Origin of the sequence: Leptospira venezuelensis (assembly GCF_002150035.1) — a bacterium.
Classification (GTDB): Bacteria; Spirochaetota; Leptospiria; order Leptospirales; family Leptospiraceae; genus Leptospira_B; species Leptospira_B venezuelensis.
In genome coordinates this window covers 148,543-169,770 of the sequence record NZ_NETS01000006.1, presented here as the reverse complement: position 1 = coordinate 169,770, position 21,228 = coordinate 148,543, and the positions used below count along the sequence as shown (strand labels likewise).

16 protein-coding genes are annotated in these 21,228 nt (G+C 39.1%); 2 read left to right on the top strand and 14 right to left on the bottom strand.

The window, feature by feature from the left end:
* Window positions 1-7: 7 nt before the first annotated feature.
* The 8 genes from ahcY to B1C82_RS01160 all read right to left on the bottom strand — a co-directional run bounded on the left by ahcY (window position 8) and on the right by B1C82_RS01160 (window position 7,284).
* Window positions 8-1,321 carry an adenosylhomocysteinase gene (ahcY, locus tag B1C82_RS01195; RefSeq protein ID WP_086445788.1) on the bottom strand — a complete coding sequence of 438 codons (1,314 nt, stop codon included), beginning with the start codon at window positions 1,319-1,321 and terminating at the stop codon, window positions 8-10.
* Window positions 1,321-2,358, bottom strand: a complete 1,038-nt coding sequence (locus B1C82_RS01190; protein ID WP_086445787.1) for an ArsR/SmtB family transcription factor — start codon at window positions 2,356-2,358, stop codon at window positions 1,321-1,323. The genes ahcY and B1C82_RS01190 overlap by 1 nt, the downstream gene beginning before the upstream one ends.
* A gap of 109 nt (window positions 2,359-2,467) precedes the next feature.
* Window positions 2,468-2,998: a DUF1564 family protein gene (locus B1C82_RS01185; RefSeq protein WP_086445786.1), complete on the bottom strand. Its 531-nt coding sequence runs from the start codon at window positions 2,996-2,998 to the stop codon at window positions 2,468-2,470.
* A 74-nt stretch (window positions 2,999-3,072) separates the two neighbouring features.
* Entirely contained in the window at window positions 3,073-3,807 is a 735-nt protein-coding gene (locus B1C82_RS01180; RefSeq protein WP_086445785.1) for a FecR family protein, read from the bottom strand.
* Window positions 3,808-3,910: 103 nt separating this feature from the next.
* Complete coding sequence (locus B1C82_RS01175) at window positions 3,911-4,975, bottom strand: DNA-methyltransferase (RefSeq protein ID WP_086445784.1); 1,065 nt, start codon at window positions 4,973-4,975, stop codon at window positions 3,911-3,913.
* 102 nt (window positions 4,976-5,077) lie between these two features.
* Window positions 5,078-5,641, bottom strand: a complete 564-nt coding sequence (locus B1C82_RS01170; RefSeq protein WP_086445783.1) for a hypothetical protein — start codon at window positions 5,639-5,641, stop codon at window positions 5,078-5,080.
* Between the two features lie 63 nt (window positions 5,642-5,704).
* Complete coding sequence (locus tag B1C82_RS01165; protein WP_199775834.1) at window positions 5,705-6,733, bottom strand: FecR domain-containing protein; 1,029 nt, start codon at window positions 6,731-6,733, stop codon at window positions 5,705-5,707.
* 26 nt (window positions 6,734-6,759) lie between these two features.
* The gene (locus B1C82_RS01160) at window positions 6,760-7,284 is read right to left on the bottom strand and encodes an RNA polymerase sigma factor (protein WP_086445781.1); all 525 of its coding nucleotides are present in this window, start codon (window positions 7,282-7,284) and stop codon (window positions 6,760-6,762) included.
* 432 nt (window positions 7,285-7,716) lie between these two features.
* Between B1C82_RS01160 and B1C82_RS01155 the strand changes: the two genes are divergently transcribed.
* Window positions 7,717-8,025, top strand: coding sequence for a hypothetical protein (locus B1C82_RS01155; protein ID WP_086445780.1), 309 nt, complete (start codon window positions 7,717-7,719; stop codon window positions 8,023-8,025).
* 40 nt (window positions 8,026-8,065) lie between these two features.
* Here B1C82_RS01155 and B1C82_RS01150 read toward each other — a convergent pair whose 3' ends face one another.
* The 4 genes from B1C82_RS01150 to B1C82_RS01135 form a co-directional block, all read right to left on the bottom strand.
* Entirely contained in the window at window positions 8,066-8,344 is a 279-nt protein-coding gene (locus B1C82_RS01150) for a TIGR04454 family lipoprotein (RefSeq protein WP_086445779.1), read from the bottom strand.
* A gap of 152 nt (window positions 8,345-8,496) precedes the next feature.
* Complete coding sequence (locus B1C82_RS01145) at window positions 8,497-10,398, bottom strand: glycoside hydrolase family 5 protein (RefSeq protein ID WP_086445778.1); 1,902 nt, start codon at window positions 10,396-10,398, stop codon at window positions 8,497-8,499.
* 6 nt (window positions 10,399-10,404) lie between these two features.
* A complete protein-coding gene (locus B1C82_RS01140) occupies window positions 10,405-11,289 on the bottom strand; it encodes a patatin-like phospholipase family protein (RefSeq protein WP_008589263.1) in 885 nt (294 codons plus the stop codon).
* Between the two features lie 539 nt (window positions 11,290-11,828).
* On the bottom strand, window positions 11,829-13,049 hold the full coding sequence (locus tag B1C82_RS01135; RefSeq protein WP_086445777.1) for an MFS transporter: 1,221 nt from the start codon (window positions 13,047-13,049) through the stop codon (window positions 11,829-11,831).
* Between the two features lie 309 nt (window positions 13,050-13,358).
* On the opposite strand from B1C82_RS01135, the gene B1C82_RS01130 reads away from it, so the two are divergent.
* The gene (locus tag B1C82_RS01130) at window positions 13,359-14,474 is read left to right on the top strand and encodes a GGDEF domain-containing protein (RefSeq protein WP_086445776.1); all 1,116 of its coding nucleotides are present in this window, start codon (window positions 13,359-13,361) and stop codon (window positions 14,472-14,474) included.
* Here B1C82_RS01130 and B1C82_RS01125 read toward each other — a convergent pair.
* Together B1C82_RS01125 and B1C82_RS01120 are read right to left on the bottom strand one after the other, a co-directional pair.
* Window positions 14,439-15,863 carry a high affinity choline transporter 1 gene (locus tag B1C82_RS01125; RefSeq protein ID WP_086445949.1) on the bottom strand — a complete coding sequence of 475 codons (1,425 nt, stop codon included), beginning with the start codon at window positions 15,861-15,863 and terminating at the stop codon, window positions 14,439-14,441. The two genes, B1C82_RS01130 and B1C82_RS01125, sit on opposite strands and share 36 nt — an antisense overlap.
* Before the next feature lie 82 nt (window positions 15,864-15,945).
* Window positions 15,946-21,222 (bottom strand): trifunctional serine/threonine-protein kinase/ATP-binding protein/SpoIIE family protein phosphatase, encoded by a 5,277-nt coding sequence (locus tag B1C82_RS01120; protein WP_086445775.1) that lies wholly within the window; start codon window positions 21,220-21,222, stop codon window positions 15,946-15,948.
* Window positions 21,223-21,228 lie beyond the last annotated feature (6 nt).

The window sequence follows — 21,228 nt, the reverse complement described above, 5'->3', positions numbered from 1 at the left end:
TTATCGATTAATAGCGGTAATGTTCCGGTTTGAACGGACCTTCTACCGGCACTCCGATATACTCAGCTTGTTTAGCGTTTAATGTGGTTAGGCGAACTCCTAATTGTTCCAAATGCAACGCTGCAACTTTCTCATCTAATTTTTTAGGTAATCTATAGACGCCGATTTCGTATTTATTGTTCCAAAGTTCGATCTGAGCCAATACTTGGTTCGTGAAAGAACAGGACATTACGAAAGATGGGTGACCCGTCGCACAACCTAAGTTTACTAAACGACCTTCTGCAAGAACGATGATGGATCTACCATTCTCGAAAGTGTATTTGTCTACTTGAGGTTTAATTTCCTTCTTAACCACACCCTTTTCAGCATTCAATCTGGACATTTGAATCTCTGTATCGAAGTGTCCAATATTACAAAGAATCGCGCCATCTTTCATTGCTTTCATGTGTTCAAGGGAAATAATGTCGTCGTTTCCGGTCGCTGTTACTACAATATCCACGAATTCGATTGCGTCTTCTACCCTTAGAACTTGGTATCCTTCCATTACTGCCTGAAGAGCGCAGATAGGATCGATCTCAGTAACGATCACCCTTGCACCAAAATTGCGTAAAGATGCGGCAGAACCCTTTCCAACGTCTCCATATCCACAAACAAGAGCTACTTTTCCAGCAAGCATAACGTCAGTTGCACGTTTGATACCATCTGCTAAAGATTCTCTGCAACCGTATAAGTTGTCGAATTTAGACTTGGTAACGGAATCGTTCACGTTGATCGCAGGAAGTTTCAACTCTCCTTTTTTCAGAAGTTTTTCGAGACCTTTCACTCCTGTAGTAGTTTCTTCAGAAACCCCTTTGATCTCAGCAAGAAGTTGAGGGTATTTCTCATGAATATACATGGTAAGGTCACCGCCGTCGTCCAGGATCATGTTCGGGCCTTTTCCACCATCGAAGAAGATGGTTTGCTCTACACACCACCAGTATTCTTCTTCCGTTTCACCTTTCCAAGCGAACACAGGAACCCCAGTTTTTGCAATAGCCGCCGCTGCATGGTCTTGAGTGGAGAAGATATTGCAAGAAGACCAACGAACTTCCGCTCCAAGCTCAGTTAGAGTTTCAATCAGAACTGCAGTTTGGATTGTCATGTGAAGGGAACCTGCGATACGCGCACCTTTCAGAGGTTGTTTTCCCTTATACTCTTTACGCAAGGACATTAGACCTGGCATTTCTTTTTCAGCCAGAATGATTTCTTCGCGACCCCAGTCCGCGAGAGAAATGTCTTTAACCTTATATTTTAAACCTTTTTCTTGTATTGTAGCGGACATTAAAGTCCTCCTCTTTTCTTAGCTTTAATTATTAATACTTTGAAGTATTTCTGAGATTCTACTTCTTCGATGGATTCAAGGCTGAAGCCTGTGTGGTTCAGCCAATCTGTGAGAAGTTCCGACTCGAATCCGAGCCATAAGTCGGCGAAATTATCGCGCATGATTTCTTGATTGTGTTTCTTTAGATCTACTATGATGAAAGTGCCGTTGTCCTTGAGTACTTTATGTATTTCTTTCATAGCCCGAGGTGGATTGGATAAGTGGTGTAAGACCATCGAAGCTACGACAGAATCTGCCGACTGCATCAGATTTTCAGGCAAAGTTTCAATCTCAGATGTAAACAATTGAACTTGAGAATTATTCAAGAAGGAACTTCTCGCCTCTTTAATCATCTTTTCAGAGGAATCGATGCCGATAACTTCCTGACTCTTCATTAATAAGTAAGGAATTAAACCTCCAGGGCCACATCCAAGGTCTAAGATCCGACTAGAATGTTCCGGAAGTAAATCCAGGATCTTATTCCTATATAAAACCGGATCAAGAACATCACTCTGAATGCTCTCCCAATTCTGAGCAACATCGTCAAAATATTTTGATCTTTTCAGATCTCTCTGTTTAAGAATATCCTTTGTCTTAACTAAATCTTGTTCCGAATACGGAAGACTCTTTTCGAAATCCAGAAGAAGTGTATGAAATCTTGCAGAAAAATCCTGCGAATCGTCATTTGAAACTTTAGGGCTATAATATACCCACGAACCTTCCCGTTGGAATGTCAGAAATCCTGCATCAGCTAGTATCTTTAGGTGTCTAGAGATCCTAGATTGCCCCATCTCTAGAACTTCAGTGATTTCCTGAACATTGAGAGGAGCAATAGAAAGTATCCGAAGAACTCGAATGCGGGTCTCATCTGATAACGCCTTTATTGCGAGTAAAATGTCTCGGTCTTGAAAAGTTCCGTTTGTTACGGAAGGCGTAACCACTGAATCTGAGTAAGTTCCGACAGATTCTCTTTCTAAAGATGTATCCTTTAACGACATTTTCAGGACCTTCTCACAAGATATCAAGATATCTTGATTTCTTCAAGCAAAAATTACCAACTTTTAAAGGACAATTATGTCGTATAATGAAAACGTTGGGATGTGAATATTAACGCCAATTTGGAGATCCTCTCTCCAAAATGAATTTATGAGGCCATCCCAATAAAATAATCCTAACTTCTCGTGTTTCTAAATTCAGAACGCGACGAATCTCTAAAATCCTCGAAGTTGGCGCTTTTCGATTTCGCCAAAAATGGGAAAGAATTCTTTCATCAACTTCAAGCAAGTCCCAAGATATCATTAATACAATTATGTAGTTCATCGAAACTCCATGCGCGAGAGCGACATTTCTCAGTTCCTGATAATTTTCTTCTTTCGGACGATAACTATGGCGGATCAAGTTTTGGCCTTTTGCCTGAAAGGAAGTTCGGAGTGGATTTCTTCCCATATACCTCTGTGACTGAAGCAATAAACCGTACTTAGCTTGCAAACTCCTCAAATATCTTGAAAAGTTTCGTTTGCTATCTGCAGAGACTTTTCTCCACAGCCTTTCTGGAACCAATGCCGTCGATGGATATGGATTCTGAACAATCCTTGCCTTTCGTTTAAGCTTCTCATTTTGGAAAACGATAGAGTTCATACTCTTCTCGTTTCCAAAATTCGATTTAACGCGTGAGAATTTTTAAATTGTCGTAGTTACTACAGTAAGATACATTATATATCCTGCTTAGTTTGATTTAATAATTCCTGATTCTGGAGCTTTTGATCTCGAAGAATCTTATAATTTTCTTCCATGATCTTCTTGAAACCATCTAAAATCTTCATTTTCTCTCGCATGAATTCTTCCAGCGGCTGTTTGAGAAGTCCCTGAGGGGATAGTACTGCTTCTTCATCTCGTTTTAACGGAAAACTTTTTCCATTTTCTGTAGTAACTCCGACTTCCCCTTCTTTCACAAAAATCCCATTTGGCACATCGGAATCTTCATTATCAGGATTTTCTTTGCGTTGAGCTTCACTTTCTTCGGATACTACAAATTGTGTTCCGCGAACGCCCGCATTGTAAGAAGGTGCAGTTATCGTAAAATCTTCTTTCTTAGATCCTTTATCTACTCGAGCGAATACTTTACCGGAAACAAGTTCTAATTTTGACTTATTCGCCTTTTTGTCAGAACTCAATTCCGCGATCTTAATTTTTGTGAAAGCTGCAATACGAATGACCACGGAAGGCCCAATTTGCAGATCCACTTTTCCCTCTTTTGTTTCGAGTTCGTCCTGCTTTTTTAAAATTGAATTCTTTTTGAGGTTAACTTTTTTCCCATCCTGGGTAGCAGAAGCGTCTCCCACAACGAACAGCACAATGGCAATCTCTTCATCAGCAAACAAGGAAGAAGGTAAAACAATCAAAATAGAAGAAATGATAAATGCAGATAAAAGTGCTCGGTATTTCATACGCGGGTTTTCCTATAAGACTATTTTATTCAATGAAACTGTAGTAGGGTCTACTATATCCATTATAATAGCAACAATTTGAAACTTAGTTTTTGGAAGAATTTTATAGATTAAACCGGGAATAACTAGCCTTCAAGGAGAAATGTTCATTCTCGATCAAGGAATCGACTAATTCGAGGGTCAATTCTGTCTCTTGAGAAGTGATTACAGGAAATCCATAATACTTATTCTTATGGGAAGTCTCCTTCTTTTGCTTCTTCCGATCTAAAATGAAATCAAGATGACTTTGTAATCTATTTTGTAGTAACTTCGACGAAATATTTGTCCCACCAAGAAGTTTCTTCCTCGCAATTTCGAGAATTCCTTCATCTACGTCGTAGCCGATGCTATTTCTCGAAGAAAGAAGAGCTGCTAACGAGGTGGTTCCTGTTCCCAAAAAAGGATCTAAAATAGTATCACCCTTTATTGAGAACATGTTTACCAATCGATAGGCAAAATCTAAAGGAAATGCTGCAGTCCGTTCCCGCGAAGCTCCTACATCCTTAAAAATCTGCCTTTCCCCCTTTAGGTCCCAGACATCGGAGAACCAAACATTCCTTTCTTCCCAGAAAAAGGCACTATTACGTCGGATCTCCGTCTCAGATTTAGAATACTTTCTTAAGCCACCTTTCCGAAGGATTAGAATATACTCATGCTCATAAGTAACGTATGCACCTACCGGATACATTCCGGAACCCATGAACTTAGTTGGGGAATTAGTCTGCTTTCTCCAAAGGATATCGGGTAAAGAACCAAAGCCGAAGTTACGACAGGCCTGTAAAATCCTAGAATGATTCGAAAATAAACTGAACTCCCCTCCAATGCTCCGAGTGGCATCCCCTATATTTACAAGTAGGATGCCACCCTCTTTCAAAACTCGAAAACATTCGCTCCAAACCTTATCAAGTTGCAAATGCATTGCTTCGAAGGCTTTATTTCCCAAGTTTTTGGCAAGCGCGCTTTTGGTATTTTTGTCCCAGCTTTTGAAGAGATCATCCCACATTTCAACCATGGGATAAGGAGGTGAAGTTAATACGAGGTTAACGCTTTCAGCAGAAAGCCTATCCATTTTTCTCGAATCGGAATTATATAATAAATGAGAAGTTTCCGGAACGAGTATTTCCTTCATACACGTTCCGCATGTTTCAAGACCACCCTAAATTGGCTATTCAAATTTAGAAAACGAAGATATGAAGAAACCTATGTCGAAGATACTACAAAGTCCCCTCTCTTAATTCTTTTTGCCGTGAATCTTTTTATCGATCAACTCATTGAGAAGATCAGCAAGATCTTGAAACTCGTCGCCGCTTCGAATCCGGATCTTGTCTACGTCTTTACCATCCAGCAGCAATTTTAGATTCTTCTTAATATTATAGATCGGCCCGGCCATCTTATGAGAATAGACCAAAACAAAGATCGCAGAAAGTAGAAGATACAACATAGAGAATAGAAGAATTCCCTTAAATTGAATGGAAAAAAGATCCAGGCCATGATCGTAATCAGGAAGAGCAAGCTCCTTCTCAACGAACTTGTCCTTCTCTTCTCCATTAACTATCTCAAATCCCTTTTGATATACCTTAACAGTGTCTTGGCGAAGCCTGAAAACAACACCTTTGTCGTATTTAGTAGAATGGATCCAAAATAAAAACCCGAGAGTAAGAAGTAACCCGAAGATAAACAATAAAGAAAAATTTAAGAAGAACCGTAATTGAAAGTCCTTATCGATCAAATAATTGGCAAGATGTCTTTTATATCGAGGGGTTTTTGCGGAGGGGTTTGCAGTTTCTTCAGACATGGGAATTAGCCTTCTTTGGTAGAATTTCTTTAAAATTCTCCACATGTCAAAAATATTTCAATTTTAACGAAGTTGAATCACCTCCATAACTGAATCTCTTTGGATTTTTATTTCCTTCTCAAGAGTTTGCAAATACATAAAATTTTCGTCCATGTCGACAATCACACCTTCCAACGTCTCACCATTGGAAAGTAAGACCCTCTCCAATCTTTGGTATTCGTTAAATAGATCATCTTTGTTGGAAAAAGATTTCTCGGAATTTCGCGGGATCTCATCCACATGAAGTTCTGAAAATTTAAACCCTAAGTCTTTTTGCTCCGCAGAAGATAGAAAAGTTCTCTGGAATCCTTTTGCCTCCAATCGGATCTTTTGGCCTGGCTCCAAAACTTGCTCTCCCCGATTCGGCTCACTGCTACTCTTTGCAGCCACCCTTCCTTCTAAAACGGAGACTATCGTCCCTTCTTTAAGACTTTCCCTGACTTCAAATTTTGTTCCTCTAACTTCTACCAAACCTGTTTCGGTTATGATCTTAAATTCGTCCTTTTTCAAATTCTTGTGTAGATGAACTAAGATGCTTCCATTCCGAAGTCTGAAAGATTGTTTTCCTTCTTTCATGATCTCGAGTTCTGTAGATTCCTCCAAGACCATACCTTCTCCTTTTGCAATGCTTAGGAAAAGTTTAGATCCTGGCTCGGTCTTTAAAATTTGCCCGAAACCTACGGATTCACCTTCGTTTAAGGCTAAAAGTTTTTCGGAATCAGAGGAGAATAAATACCCTTTTCCAATAATTTTAGTCACAGATATTCCGAGTTCGTTCTTTAAGGGAGGAGCTTTAGGGTTTTGTAAAATAAAAAAGCTGAATGCTCCGATCAAGATCGCAGCAGCAGAAGCAATAGTATATAATAACGGTTTTTTAAAACTGATAACCTTAGAGGCTTGGGCTTTTTCATAGATTTCTTCGAATGAAATATTTGAAGGAGGAGAAACCCAAGATTTGGAAAGCATATCTGACAATTTATCGATAGAAGAACTGAATTCATTCTTCTCACCTTCGATTGCCTTCCTAATTTTATGTTCGAAATTTTCGTCCATTCTTCCCTTCAACAGTCTTTTCAGTATTATTCCATCGGCAGAATTTGTTTGTTTTTTGCAATCTCTACGAGTTTTCCAGTCGCCTTCACAACCAATCTAGATGCAGTCGCAATCGAGATCCCCATGATATCTGCAATATCAGCCAACGTGTATTTTTCTATATTCTTTAATACTAAAGCGTATCTTTCTCCTTCTTCTAAGTCGCCCAAACAATCCATCAATCTGGATTCCAAGTCGGAAAGTTCCGTTTTTCTTTCGAAACTTTGCCCTTCTTCTCTATAAGTTCCCATGTCGTCCGTTCCGGATTCTTTCACCGTGGAGAACTTCTTGGCATAGTTAATCGATCGATTTCTTGCGATCGTGTATAACAGCTTTAGGGCTTGCTCTTTGTTTAAGTCGGAATTAGAATACTTCTTAAAAAAATTAAGAAATGTATCCTGCATTAGGTCAGAGGCAGTTTCTGGATTTCCGGTATACTTATACAAGAAATCAAAAATTCTCCCGTTGGATTCCCGATACAGGGTTTCCATAAAATCTTTTCGGGATGCCATTACACAAAGATTCCAACTCGAAACGCTTAATTCAAGTAATTTCCGGCGGCTGTTCTAAACTATACCCTTTTCTCCTCTTCGCGAATGGGCTTTGATAGAATTAACATATCGGGTCGGTCTTTTTTACAAGAAGGAGAAAAATTTGTAGGAAGGTTTACATTTTTTGAAGCTTCCATTTTAAAAAATAGAAGAAGGGATATTGTGAAAGTGGATCGAACGAGAGTTCCACATGGTGAATTATAGAAGCGGAGTTAGATGGGAATTTTGTAGTAACTTCGACTATAAAGAGGTATTTTCATTGCCTGTCGAAGATACTACATTTCAGCGAATCCACTCGACTCATATGAGACATAATTTTTAATCCTCAAACGCTCCAGATCCTTCTCAATCGAACCGATAGAATTCGTATCTGCATCTGCGAATCCAGTTAGAATGAATCCTGCCCTTCAAATCTTAGCCTTTGTTGTAGTAACTTCGACCATTCTACACCCCCCTCTCCTCCATCCATCTCCAGAAGCTTCCTTCCCAAATGAAACTCCTGAATCGAAGCCACTCTTAAGAGTACTTCCCGCGTTCAGGAAAGAAGAATGTGATTGGGCCGTTCGCTGGGATGTTTGCCTTAGGTGCATTTCCAGTAGATATAGGTATGCTCAAAGGATACATTTTTATCCTTCTGGACTATATCGGGAGCATGGATGTTATTCTGAGGAGAAAGGCTTCTTTTTGATAAAAGAAGATTAAGCAGAAGAGCCGGAAGAACCCGGCCCTTTGTGATTAAAAATTACTTCTTACAAGTAGCAAGAGCTGCAAGTGATTTAGAAGATTTTAAACATGTAAGATCATATTTCCCAGTCATACACTCTTTGAGTAGATGAGCCGAAATTTGACCTTGCATAGCTTTGAGTTTATCTGCTTGCTCAGGAGTTTGGCCAACAGCAAGGTTGGAAATCAATTCGTTTACAACTGGATCACATTCTGCTTGGCTCACTTTCGCTCCGCCGCAAGAAATAAGACCTGCAAAAATTAGAATTGTAAGGATCGAAAAAAACGTGTTTTTCATGCAAAGACCTCTGCGAATTTTTAATTCTATGTCGCTAATATTAGCCCGAGTCAAATCTCTAACTAGATAAGGTCGAAAATTTCCAAAACCTTGGAGAATTCCGACAGTTTAACGACGAAGGCCATTCTAATGATTCCCATTCTATAGAAAAGTTATTTTTTAGTCGGGAAAATAGTTATGCCATAATAAGAAACGGACTTTTCTCCCTTGAAAGTAAGTATTCTCTTTTTAGGATCATACTTCCAACTTCCTGCATTCACTAGCACATCGAATCCATTTCTATAATGTATTTCGGGGAGAAAAATCTCTGCTACTGGAATCTCATCTCCTTCTTTTCGGAAAGAATATTTAAACATGGATTTTTCCATATCAAAACTAATCGCTTCCGGATTACCTTTAGTTCGGATAGGATAAGGCCTAGAGAATGCTCTAACTGCCCTTCCCCCATCTTCATCTATACTTTTTGGAGTATCCAAAGAGTAGAGTGAAAGATCTTCTTCATTCCATCTATCTCCTAAACTATGAGTATTATCAGGAGTATAATTCCAAAGTGTATAATGTACGAAATTTTTCTCGATCGAAGTTATGATACGATCTAGAGAAGCTTCTAAATGAGAATAGTTTTTTGTTCGGAAAGCCAAACGCCCGTTCATGTCCATTGGGATTCCCGTTTCTCCGATCACTGTAGGGCAATTATTCATCTTTTTGATAGAAACTTCTTTGATCATTCTGATCGTATCTTCATAAGCCTTCTCCACATTCTTCTTTCCGAATATTGGAATTTGCTTAAAGATATGAACTCCGAACCAAGGGATAAAACGTTTGAACATCAAAACAGAAACATCGTACCAATGAGTCGCATTGATTACTGTACCTTCTCCCTTTTTCGGCTTTTCATTCCAGTCCAGTTCTAAACTTCCTGGGTCAGATTCTACAAAGATGGAGAATTTTTTCTGAACGGTTTGTATTCTGGTTTTAAATCTTTTGATAAAAGGAAGCATGAACTCAGGATAGAATTCTATTTTTCTTCCTCTGTATTTATTAAAATAATCAGGACGAAGTAACATTGGAGCGCCGTTCGGATCATAATCCCAAACTCCATGTTCTCTCCAAATACAATGTTTTCCTTCCTGCCATAATGGAACTGACTTAGTATTTATCTTAGTTTTTCCTAAATTGAATCCAGTAAAACCTAACATGTAAGCATTGTTTGCCCTTACGGTTCTTCCTTCGGATAAGAACATCTCCTGGAATGGCGAAGTCGTTAGAAGTTTTCCAAAACCAAGTCCTGAAAATTCACCAATATTCTTTTTACCGATCCATCCAGGAGAAGGTTCATTCAAAGAATCGAATCCTAAGACATTTTTGTATTTAGCAACCTTCTTCGCGATCCTACACATCGCTTCTATATAATGGTCTTGTAAGAAGGTTTCTACATTCTTGCCGTGTATAGAAAGTTTAGGTGCAAATGTTTTTCCTCCAAAAAAAAGAGTGAACATCGTAGCACATGCATACTTCTGATAGTTGAGAGGCCAGGACATTCTTTTATAATTCCTGCCTTGAAAATGATGAACGATTGCAGTATCGGAATCTTTAATATTCTCGATATTCATTCCGACTTCTTCCAAAGTCCAACCTGGAGCTCCATCTCCGCCAGTAAATCTAGACCAAACGTCCTGATGAGGATCTATAAAAACGTAGAACCCTTTTTTATCGGCAAGTGCCACCATTCTTTCGATATAATCCAAATATGCTTGGTCATACTTACCTGGACCTAAATGTTCTACAGCTTCCCAAGTGACAAGAAAACGAAGAAAGTTAAATCCCCATTTCTTCAATCGATCCAAATGTTCTGCAGCTTCTTTCTCTTCTAAAGGTCTCCCGACAAAGGAGACTTTTCTATGATCATGAAAACTTAATGATTGATCGAAATGTGTGGTCCCATCCGGCTTAAAAGGAAGTTTAGTGCTACCTGAAAGATTGACTCCTCTTAACTGGAGAATATATCCTTCTGAATCTATAAAATTGCCGTCTTCTACCTTGATTTCCAGCATTGGATCTTAATCTTCCCCGAATTGGATTTTGGCGTCTTCATATCCGCGGCTAATCAAATAGTCCGCTTGTACTTGAGAGAAATTTAATATACTCCCGAAACCGAGAGAGGTTCTAGGGCCGATCACTCTGATTTTATAATCCGTTTTTTCAGGCTCAGAGAAGGATAATAATGATTTGGTGAATCCCTTCTTCTTATTATCCTTTTGTTTTTTTTGATACTGTAGATTTGCCATGATAGTCTGAAAGGATCCGATCAAAGAAAGTTCAAAAACTCTCTCGAGTCCATCCCTTCTGTTCCGCGGAAGTCCCATATTCACTCCTCCCACAGGAGACAACAAAACTACTACTATCTCTTTTGCGCCTCTTTCTACTGCAGGAAGAATTGGAACATTCGCCATCACTCCCCCATCCCAATGAGGTTTTCCATCCACATACTGCCAAGGGAAAATTAAAGGTATGGCAGAAGAAGCCATCACATGTTCTATATCTATGTCCTTGTTTCCGAAAAAAACCAACTCAGCAGTCAATATATTCACTGCAGTGATGATGATTTCCATAGGGTTCTTCCGCATATTACGAAAATCTAATTGAGAATAGAGTAAATATTTTAAAGGCGTAGTGTCCGCAAGCGGAGAAAATCTGCGGAAGATAAGGTCCAAAAAATCGTTCCAGATGGAATATTTCATAACCTTTTGGATCTCAATAGATTTCCAAAGATCTATGATCCTTGCCGCATCCATCCCGCAACCTAAGGCGGAAGCAGTAATAGCGCCCACGGAAGTTCCGCAGACTACATCAGGTTTGAATCCGATTTCTTCTAAATATTTTAGGACCCCGGCATGATATGCGCCTCGAGCGCCTCCACCGGATAATACCAAAGCCCGCTTCATTCCAAATAAGATCCTGCCGGAGTCAGTCTTAGGTTCCTTAGGTAAATTTCAAGACGGAATATTGATTTGGAAGTTTGTAGTATCTTCGACGATTTACGCAGGAGTTCGCCTTAGCTCAGAAATAGTTAGCTAGTATGAACTTTGGATTAGGAAGAAGGGAGGAAACTCGGTAATTAGTGTCGAAGTTACTACAGATTCGAATTAGGAAATTCCCCGAACCTCGATTATATCTTAAAAGGAAGAAATTAAAACCTTCTGAGTGTCTGCGTCTAGCTATGCTAAATGCCCGAAAGTGACCAATTCTCGGAACTCAGAAAGGCCAGTGGTCTGATGGTATTGCAATAGGTCCAAGAGGGCCATTTTGCAGGGGCCTGGGCTATTGCTCAGCCACCTCACAGGTCATTTTCTTGCTGCAACTGTCGCTACTCAACTAAACCACCTCCTTTAACGTGTGGCCAGACGATATTCTGTCGCATTAAAAAGTCAAGAAATGTCCGTATTTTTTTACGGATTTCAGAAACAAGTTTCCTAAACGTAACTTAGGAAACTATTTTCACCTTTCTGGATAGATAGAGAGCGAGAAGATTGAAACCCACCGCGAAATAACCTACTACATCAAATCTTTCGAAAGTTCCATTTGGTAGTTGGATCAGGACCGCTCCAGCAAGAAGAGCTCCAACACCTGTAGCAACGCTCTGTAAGCTGGAATTCACCGACATAAAACTTCCCCTGACCTCAGGTCGAATTGCAGAAGTTAACATCGCCATCGACGGGATGACCCGACCGGATACTAGGACCATAAAAACTGTCGTAACTCCGAGGGCCATGTACACTGGCAGGTCCTTTGGCAAATGGGTAATCGCTATAATCGGTAACAAGGCAAGAAGAACCAAAATCAGAAAAACCTTATGCTTTCCGAATTTATCAGACAAGAACCCAACGATCCAGGAAGAAACGAAAGTGCAAATCCCTCCAATCTCGTAGATATGGCTGACCTGAGTCTTGGAGAAACCCATATTCCTTTCCATAAAAACAGCTATCGAAGTTACGACAGTAAATCCACCCAAGATTACGCTCATAAAAAAAGCCAAAGCGACCAAGTGATCTCTCTTAGAAAGCACGTTAATTAGCTGACTGAAATCCGCCATCTTCTGCTTTTCCATTTTAGAAGGAAGACTAGGCAAATATAAAATGGCAAGAACAAGGATCGGAAGGCCAAGAACCACGATAAATGCGAATGTATAATTCCAACCCGAACTCATCGCAATTCGGATACCTGAAGGAACTCCCAAAACGGAAGCAGCTGAGAATGCACCCATCACTCCACCCATAGCCTTCCCTCTCTTTTCAATAGGGAAAACATCACCTATGATAGAAAGGATGACCCCACTGACCATTCCTCCGAAAATCCCTGCAATCACCCTTGCGATCAGAAGAAAGGAATATGTATTAGCAACCGCACAAAGGGCAGTTCCTACCAAAAATCCCACATATAGAAAGATAGCAGCAGACTTACGATTGAAACGATCAATAAAGTTAGCGCCGATCAAAGCAGCAATTGCAGCTGCAAAAGAATAAGAAGAAAGAACTAAGGAAAACATCGCAGTATCGATCTGAAACTGCTTCAAAAAATAATCCTGAAGCGGGAACATGATCATAAAATCCATGATATTCGTGAATTGAATGCTCGCAAGAAGCAGTATCAGGAACAATTCATGACGAACTATTTTTGTTTTAGGAAGCGATGCTACGGTTTGCATATACTTACCAGATTTTTTTATGCGAGTTAGAAAGAGATAAATTTTTAGAAGTTAAGTATTTTACTCATATAAATTTGCTCTTACAATGTTTGGAGACTAAATAGATCCAGACTGATCGTCTAGAACTTAGTTCAAGAAATTTTCAAAATTATAGAAATCAAATTTTAATAGGGATTGGATGACGAATCGACACCCGAGTTTATTTCCACACTAGGTAAATAATTTTCCGATTTTTATACCTCTGATTTTCCACTTCCTTCCTTTGAAGCGTATAAACCTAAATCTTCTTCCGTCTATCTGAGTATCGCTATGAAACTTACAAGATTTCTTTCGGAAGACTTTTCTTATTCGAAATCAGGAGAAATCCGTAAACTTCGAACCCTAGATAATGACAAGTCCGTCAGAATTTTAAGTGTTTTTTCGCTCTTTATCTCTGCGATTCTTTTCGCTCAGAATATATTTTCTCCTGGAACTCCAAGCGGAGGACAGTTGCAATTTTTATACGGCTTAAGTTTCGGAAGTTCCGCTTTATTTTCAGGGTTGATGCTCGCAGTCCTTGCATTAAAAGACATAAAAGGTAAAAAACTTTCTTACTTCGCGATGATCGGCTACGTAGGGATTTTAACATTCACTACTACTTTTGCTACGTTAGTGGATCAGTATCATACCTCGGACTATTCCGCTTTTTGTTTTGGATTACTTCTACTCCCTCTCTTTCTAAGGGCAAGTTTTGCGACTTATCTGGCCATCATTTCTATAAACGTTCTCTTCTTTTCATTAGGTTATTATTATTTGATAGAAAAAGAGCTCAGCTCTTCTGTCCTAACACCTATCATAGCATTCTCTATTGCGAGCATGGGAGCTGCAATAAATGTAGAAGGGACCCGTTTAAAAAGTAATCTACTACAATTACAATTAGAAGAATCGAATAAAAATCTCAAAGAGTTATCTCACAAAGACTCCTTAACAGGACTTTTCAATAGAAGACACTTAATGGAATCTTTAAGTACCCTCTTGGCCGCTTCTAAAAGATATGATTTTCCTTTATCGGTCCTTCTGCTCGACCTAGACCATTTCAAAAAGGCAAACGATTCCTTAGGACACCAAGTAGGAGATAAATTACTTGCAACAATCGGCAGATTATTATCCGGGCTTGTGAGAGATTGTGATGTAGCGGCACGTTACGGTGGTGAAGAATTTTGTGTAGTACTTTCTAATACAAATGTAGAAGGAGCCAAATTCGTTGCTGAAAGGATCCGAGCTAGGATCGAAACAGAAACCTTTGAAGAAATTCCTTGGACAATTACAGTAAGTATAGGCGTTGCTGCCAGAGAAAATGACCACAGTCCGGAAGACTTTCTAAAAGCAGCAGATAAAAAATTATACGAATCAAAGGCCGCCGGAAGGAACCGAGTCTCCGCTTAATTTCTGCTCCGATTCAAATAAAGAAATCTTAATGTATTTTCCTAAATATTGCCCTAAAAAGCTGATACCCAAAGCAGGAATCGTAGGAGGTAACCATTCTGGCCCGAAATATTTCAAACCTAACCAAACAATCATCCCGGAGAACATGGCATAAACTGCGCCAGTTGCATTCGCTTCTTTCCAAAAAATGGCGGCTACCAAAGGAACAAAAAGAGAAACTAAACTAATGGAAGAGGAATCCGCAACCAACTGATAAATATTTGTCTCACTTAAAGCCATTCCGGTAGATACAACTGTCACAATTAATACAGAAAAACGCATTACTCTCAGTAATAGTCTCTCAGAGGGATTTTTCAAAGTGGGACGGATCAAATTCTCTCCTAAAACAGAAGCCGGTGCCAAAATCGCCCCAGAAGCTGTACTTAAGATCGCAGAAAGTAATGCTCCAAAAAATAAAATCTGTATAAATAAAGTAGAATGTGCTAATACTACATGAGGAAGTATCATCTGATTGTCTCCAGCCGCGATCTCTGGATAGACCCTTCTCGCAAAATACCCTGCAAGCAGTGGAAGAAATGCAATAGTTAGATACATTCCTCCTCCTAAAAAGGAAGAATACACAGCAACTTTTTCAGATTTAGAAGACATCACCCGTTGAAAAATATCCTGCTGAGGAATAGACCCGAGCCCTATCGTCATCCATGCTGCAATATATGCAAGAACCGCTTCCGTTTCCAATGGAGGGAAGAAGGAGAAAAATCCTGGCTTAGCTGTTGCAATTACAGTTTGAAATCCACCTGCTTTACCTTGCAAATCCCAAACCAATACTAAAAGTCCTACTATGATCAATATAGTCTGTAAGAAATCTGTAATGGAGATTGCCCACATCCCTCCAATATACGTATAGATTAATACTACAACAGAAGCTAAAAGTATTCCGACATACATATCGAACCCGAATAATGAATGTATGACTATTCCCATCGCAACTAACTGGGCAGCTATCCAACCGAAATAAGAAGGAATCATAAATAGTGCAGAAAGAAATTCTACCTTTCGACCGAAACGATTTTTGTATAAATCACCGAAGGTGAGAATATTCATCCTATATAGTGGCCTAGCAAAGAATATACCTACTAAAAAAAGACAAAGTGCTGCCCCAAACGGATCCTCGATCACAGCCAAGATCCCTCCATCCACAAACTTGGAAGAAGCACCCATAAGAGTTTCCGATCCAAACCAAGTGGCAAATAAAGCCGAAGATGCAAGAACAAGAGGAAGCCTTCTTCCTGCTAATACATAGTCTTGGGAACTATTGACATATCTTGAGGCAAATGCTCCGATCAGAATGGTAATAATAATATATAAAATAACGAAAAGGCCGAGCAACTCAGGTGTCCTACTAGAAAACTTCTTAATTGTGAATTTGAAATTTAGAGAATCAAAACGCAAGCGATAATAGGAAAGATGTTTAATCAATATCCAAAATCAAAAGAGTGATATCATCCTGGATCGAACTTTTAGAAATGAAGCTTTGTAGATCAGAGAGTATTCTTTCTGCTTGGATCTGAGGTTCGAATTGAGCATTCGCACGGATGGAACGCACAAATCTTTCTTCTCCGTATTCAGATTTGTCCTCGTCAAATTGTTCGTAGATCCCGTCCGAAAAAAGAAAGATCCTATCTCCAGATTCTATTTTATATTCTTCGGTTCTATACGGATAATCTTTTACAAAACCTAATATTGCACCCGTCTTAGGCATTTCTTCTATTTGGTAAGAACTTACTAAAAATTGAGAGATATGACCTGCAGATGCAAAATATACTTTCTTCTCCGAAAGATCCACATCGCAGATCGCTCCGGTAAAATAGAGTGTTTTATATTTATTTAAAATAGAATTATTTAATCCGGAAAGTATGTCTCCCGGTTTTTCCAAAGATGATTTGAAACTTTCGTATTCGCCCTTAATAGCCATCGTAACAAGCGCGGCCTGGACCCCGTGACCGGTAGCATCCGCCAAGAAAAATCTAAACCTTCCATTACTTAATTTACAGATATCGTAGAAGTCTCCACCTACTTCATCCATCGGTAAATAATTTACCGAATATCTGAGCCCAGGAATATTTTTAAGTTCCGGAAGAATACTTCTCTGGATCTTCTGAGAGTATAACATATCTTTCCGAATGATAGAAAGAGATCTTGCCAATTCTTCTGTTCTTTCGTTTACTTTTCTTTCCAATTCCGAGTTCATACGAGTAATATCCTCGTACAATTTCGCATTCTCCAACGAAATTGCTGCCTGAGCGGAAAGTATTTCTAGAATTTCTAATCTATGTTCATCAAAAATGCCAGCCGTAAGTCGATTTTCCAAATAAAGAACGCATAATGTTCTTCCCTGCTTAGTAATCGGCATACATAATAAAGACTTTGGTTTACTTCTTTTAATGTAAGGATTCACAGAGTAAAAAGAATCCTTAGCCGCATCTGAAATCAAAACCTTCTGTCCAGAGCGAAAACAGAAATATACCACTTCTAATGGAAGGAGGTGTCCTGCCTCATCAAGTGAGATAGGTTTAGGTAAAAATCCGGGCTCTTCTATATCCGAACCTGCCATCAAAAACAGTTCTTTGTTTTGAGGGAGAATTAAAAAACCTCTGGTCGCGGCCGCATTCTCCATTATGGTTCGAATAAGTTGTCTAAGTAATTCTCCTAATTCGATAACTCCGGAAATACTTTGAGAAGCCTTGAGCACAGTTCTTAGATCCAAACTGAAAGACGTGGAAAGCATAGAATCCGCGAGAATCTTTTCCACAGAACGTTTTGGAGTCCCTTGCGGGCGAAGTAATTCTCCGTATTCATCTCGAAGCAAATTCACAATAGACTTTGCTCCCCAAGAACCATAAAGCCTTACTGCATTCTGCATCAAAAACTTGCCGTAGGAGGTCCGACCCTGCCCTATACTCCATTCTGCGACATGCTGGTATACAACGGCCTTTCTAAAATCGTTCGGCTCTGACTCCACCTGCTGCATCGCCATATCGAAATATTTAGATGCATTTTCTTTTCTTCCGGAGCAGTCTTCGTAAAGCCCAGCCAATACAAAATAGAATAATTGGAAACTAGGCGGATAGATCCTTGACCAAAGTTTAAATAAATATAATGAATATCTAAAAAATAGTTTTTCTGAGAGCTTTAACTTCTTCTTACGTAACTTCAAAAGTCCTAAAGATCTATAGAACCTGTATTCAGAATAGATAAACATGATCCTAGATTTTTCCAGGTCTGGATGATATTTTTTGAATATTCTTTCTGCTTCTAAATAATAACCGGACAGGTATGCGAGAGACCCGAACAAAGTTGCATACCAAGAGTTAGCAGTCCCATTCCCTGCAAACTCTAAAACCTTGGACTCAAATTCTTGATCTGTGTACAAATTATCTTTATATCGAACCGTTTCAGTTGATTTTCCTTCTAGGCGATCCAAATAAGAATCAGAAGAATGCAACATGATCATCAGAATATCGTAATTTAGCTTAGAACCTCTCTCCAAATTTTCTCTGATCTTTTCTCTGTAGGAAATCGAATTTTCAGCTGAGTATAATTGGTTCGTATTTTGGGAAAAAAGAGCAAATGCAGCCCATAGATAATCCCCATACTGCATACATTTATGAAATGCTTCTTCCGTATAATCCACTATGGAACGGAAAGGATACATGAAATAATCAAGAAGGATTGTCCTGCCGAACACGAACCTTCCATATAATTCATCTGATTTAAACTTTTTTAATATCTTCTCTGCCAGGGTCCAATATCTCATGGACTGCTGAAAATTTCCATTGATAGAAAGTAGAATGGAACCAAATCCAGCGTACCCAAAAAAGCTGAATGGAGCATTTCCTTCTTTTAATGTGAGGTTGATAAGCTTGAGATAAATATAAGCCATCACCTTCATATCCATATGTTTTCCATAGTTCAGAAGGTTGACTAGAATGTTTAATGCTTCCGTTTTATATGGATCTTTACTATCTTTTGCATGTACTAATTTTTCAGGGGACCTTCCTCTGCTGTAGAATACCATCTTCAGGACTTCGCCAAAGACAGCTAAAAATCCTGGCTTTTCCTTGAAACCTATTCCAAGCGACTGCAATGCTTTGATCCCTATTTTGGATGCAGAATCCAGATCATTAAACACATTCATCACTTCTAATTGCATTAGATAGATGTCCGCTTTTTCAGATGGGCTATTGAGTTTAGAAAGTAAGCCGGATACTATCTTCTCCGCTTCTTCTCTTTTGGATAAATAATATGCGGATTCTGCAAGAGACTTTAAGATATGGATCGCATTTTTTCTATCCTTCTGCCAATAAGAGTCTTTGAGTTGAGAAGCAAGCAGACTAAAAAAAGAATAAGAGGATTCATAAGCCGCACCAGATTTTGCAGAATTTCCTGCGAGTATCGTATAATGAAAAAAGTCTTCGTTCTCCTGTCCGTTTGTATACAATTCTCTGGAACGTAAAAGATGATTTGCAATGCCTAAAACTTGTTCAGCTCCGCCTGAAATTTTTTCTCGCTCTATTAGTAATTTCGCAAGTGTATTATGGATCTTTGCTTTTTCAGCGGAACCTGTTGCGTCCAAAATACTCTGAATCATCCTATCATGAGAAAAATGGAACTGAACATTCGAAAGAGAAGAATACATTCCGGATTCTTCTATCTTCTTTTGAGAAATATACTGTAAAGCTGGGAACAGCATATTTCCAGATTCTCTGTAAAATACGATTCCTTCTCTGATTGCTTCTCGGATCCCCCTAGACAAAACCCCAGGTCTTGTCTTGAAAAAATCGTACATATCTTTCAAATCGAATTTTGCTCCGATGCAGGCTCCGACTCTTAAAACTTCCAAGGTTTCGTCCGGGAGTTTTCCTACCTTATCCAAAAATAGATCTAAAACGTTATCTGTTACTTCTCTTTGTAAAAGCCTATCCCAATCAACTATATGATACGCCGTTTTATGATCAAAACTTAGGCAGCCTTCTTCATATAATGATCTAAGGAACTGATGCAAAAATAGAGGATTCCCTCCTGTTTTAGAAACAAGAACTTCCGCGAGCCTATTAGCATCCTCTGCAGAAACATGAATACTATCAGATACATATTTAAAAACACTATGTTCATTCAGAGGAGCGAGTCGTATTTCTCTCAGATCTAAACCTGAAGAACCTTGTTTTATATTTACATTCGGGAAGAAATCTGCATCTTCTGAACGACTCGTAAGAACGAATAATAGTCCCTCCCAGTCTTCGCTGTTCAAAATGAATTCGAGTAACGCAAGTGAAGCGGAATCAGCCCATTGCAGATCATCTACAAGTATAATTGCAGGATTTTTTCGATCAAAACAAAGAGTTAAAAATCTAAGAGCTACTGCAAACAGGATCTTTTCGTCCTTCTGCCTCTTATTCGTTTTGATCGGGATCTCTATCCCCAATGTTTTTCCAAGATCAGGCAAGAACTGGGTCAGGATCTCTACATTATCCCCTAAAGTTTCTTTAATATAATTTTTTAATAATATGATCTCTTCTTCTTTTTTCTGAAGCATCCTTCTAAGAAGATCATCCATGATCTGACGAAATGCGTAATATGGGATCTCTTTCTTATCTTCTTCGAATTTTCCTCGCAAAAGAACTACGGAATAAATGTCCAGATACGTGATCGCATCTTCTACTAAAGCCGTTTTCCCTGTACCGGACTTACCCCCGATAAAAACAGCGGATCTTTTGCCGTTAGTTACATTGACTATACCGGCTTCGATCTCTTTTCTTTCTTTATCTCTATCATAGATACGAGGGGAATCTCTAAAACCTACCTTTCTTTCATATACACCTGGAACAAATTCAGAGAGTTTTCGCTTGGACTTTAAGGAATCTTTAATACTCTTTAGGTCATGTATCAAATTTTCCAGAGAGAAATATCGCTCCTCCGGCATCTTAGAAAGTAGCTTGTCCACCAAGGTGGAGATCGCAGTTGGAACATCTTCTCTCTTCTTCGCTAAAGAAACTGGGGATCTTGCGATATGATAATGCACCATCTCCAAAGGGTCTTCAGTTTCAAACGGAGGAGTTCCGGAGATCATCTTGTAGAACAATGCACCTAAAGAATATGCATCTGACCTGAAATCTACAGGACGATTTAGTCTCCCCGTGTTTTCAGGAGAACAATATGGTAAAATATCAAATGTGTATCTAAGAGGCGCATAACTTCCTTTTTCAGAAAGAAGAAGAGAGGCTCCTCCCAACCAGGCAAGTTTTGTCTCTCCAGTATCCGGATTATAAAAAAAAGCACGCGGAGAAATTTGATTATGAACGATCCCAAAAGAATGCAACTTAGCAAGGTTTTCTGTGATCGCTAATGCTATTTCTAAAAAAGTTTCCAAAGAAATAGATCCTGCCAAACTTTGGTGAAGAAGTTTAGAAGGAATATTTTCATACACCAAACATATACCGTCCGAATTTTCGAACATATCTTCTGGTTTGAGAATACCAGGATCGCTGACTAGTTTACCCAATTCGAATTCATTTAGAAAATACACCGAAGAGGTTTCCCTCCCCTCCGGTCTTTGCACTCGAATGATCTTTGGTTCTCTAGTCCTGCCGAATTTTCCCCTATACGTTTGGGAAAAACTGTCCTCGTACAGCAATTCCCCCAATTCATAAGGAACTCTGTCTGTAGACAAATCCTGAGTAGTTTCCAATTTTAT

Excerpts from the sequence above, each read along its gene's own strand:
- ahcY (WP_086445788.1), bottom strand. The coding sequence starts at position 1,321 with ATGTCCGCTACAATACAAGAAAAAGGTTTAAAATATAAGGTTAAAGAC.
- B1C82_RS01190 (WP_086445787.1), bottom strand. The coding sequence starts at position 2,358 with ATGTCGTTAAAGGATACATCTTTAGAAAGAGAATCTGTCGGAACTTAC.
- B1C82_RS01185 (WP_086445786.1), bottom strand. The coding sequence starts at position 2,998 with ATGAACTCTATCGTTTTCCAAAATGAGAAGCTTAAACGAAAGGCAAGG.
- B1C82_RS01180 (WP_086445785.1), bottom strand. The coding sequence starts at position 3,807 with ATGAAATACCGAGCACTTTTATCTGCATTTATCATTTCTTCTATTTTG.
- B1C82_RS01175 (WP_086445784.1), bottom strand. The coding sequence starts at position 4,975 with ATGAAGGAAATACTCGTTCCGGAAACTTCTCATTTATTATATAATTCC.
- B1C82_RS01170 (WP_086445783.1), bottom strand. The coding sequence starts at position 5,641 with ATGTCTGAAGAAACTGCAAACCCCTCCGCAAAAACCCCTCGATATAAA.
- B1C82_RS01165 (WP_199775834.1), bottom strand. The coding sequence starts at position 6,733 with ATGGACGAAAATTTCGAACATAAAATTAGGAAGGCAATCGAAGGTGAG.
- B1C82_RS01160 (WP_086445781.1), bottom strand. The coding sequence starts at position 7,284 with ATGGCATCCCGAAAAGATTTTATGGAAACCCTGTATCGGGAATCCAAC.
- B1C82_RS01155 (WP_086445780.1), top strand. The coding sequence starts at position 7,717 with ATGAATCCTGCCCTTCAAATCTTAGCCTTTGTTGTAGTAACTTCGACC.
- B1C82_RS01150 (WP_086445779.1), bottom strand. The coding sequence starts at position 8,344 with ATGAAAAACACGTTTTTTTCGATCCTTACAATTCTAATTTTTGCAGGT.
- B1C82_RS01145 (WP_086445778.1), bottom strand. The coding sequence starts at position 10,398 with ATGCTGGAAATCAAGGTAGAAGACGGCAATTTTATAGATTCAGAAGGA.
- B1C82_RS01140 (WP_008589263.1), bottom strand. The coding sequence starts at position 11,289 with ATGAAGCGGGCTTTGGTATTATCCGGTGGAGGCGCTCGAGGCGCATAT.
- B1C82_RS01135 (WP_086445777.1), bottom strand. The coding sequence starts at position 13,049 with ATGCAAACCGTAGCATCGCTTCCTAAAACAAAAATAGTTCGTCATGAA.
- B1C82_RS01130 (WP_086445776.1), top strand. The coding sequence starts at position 13,359 with ATGAAACTTACAAGATTTCTTTCGGAAGACTTTTCTTATTCGAAATCA.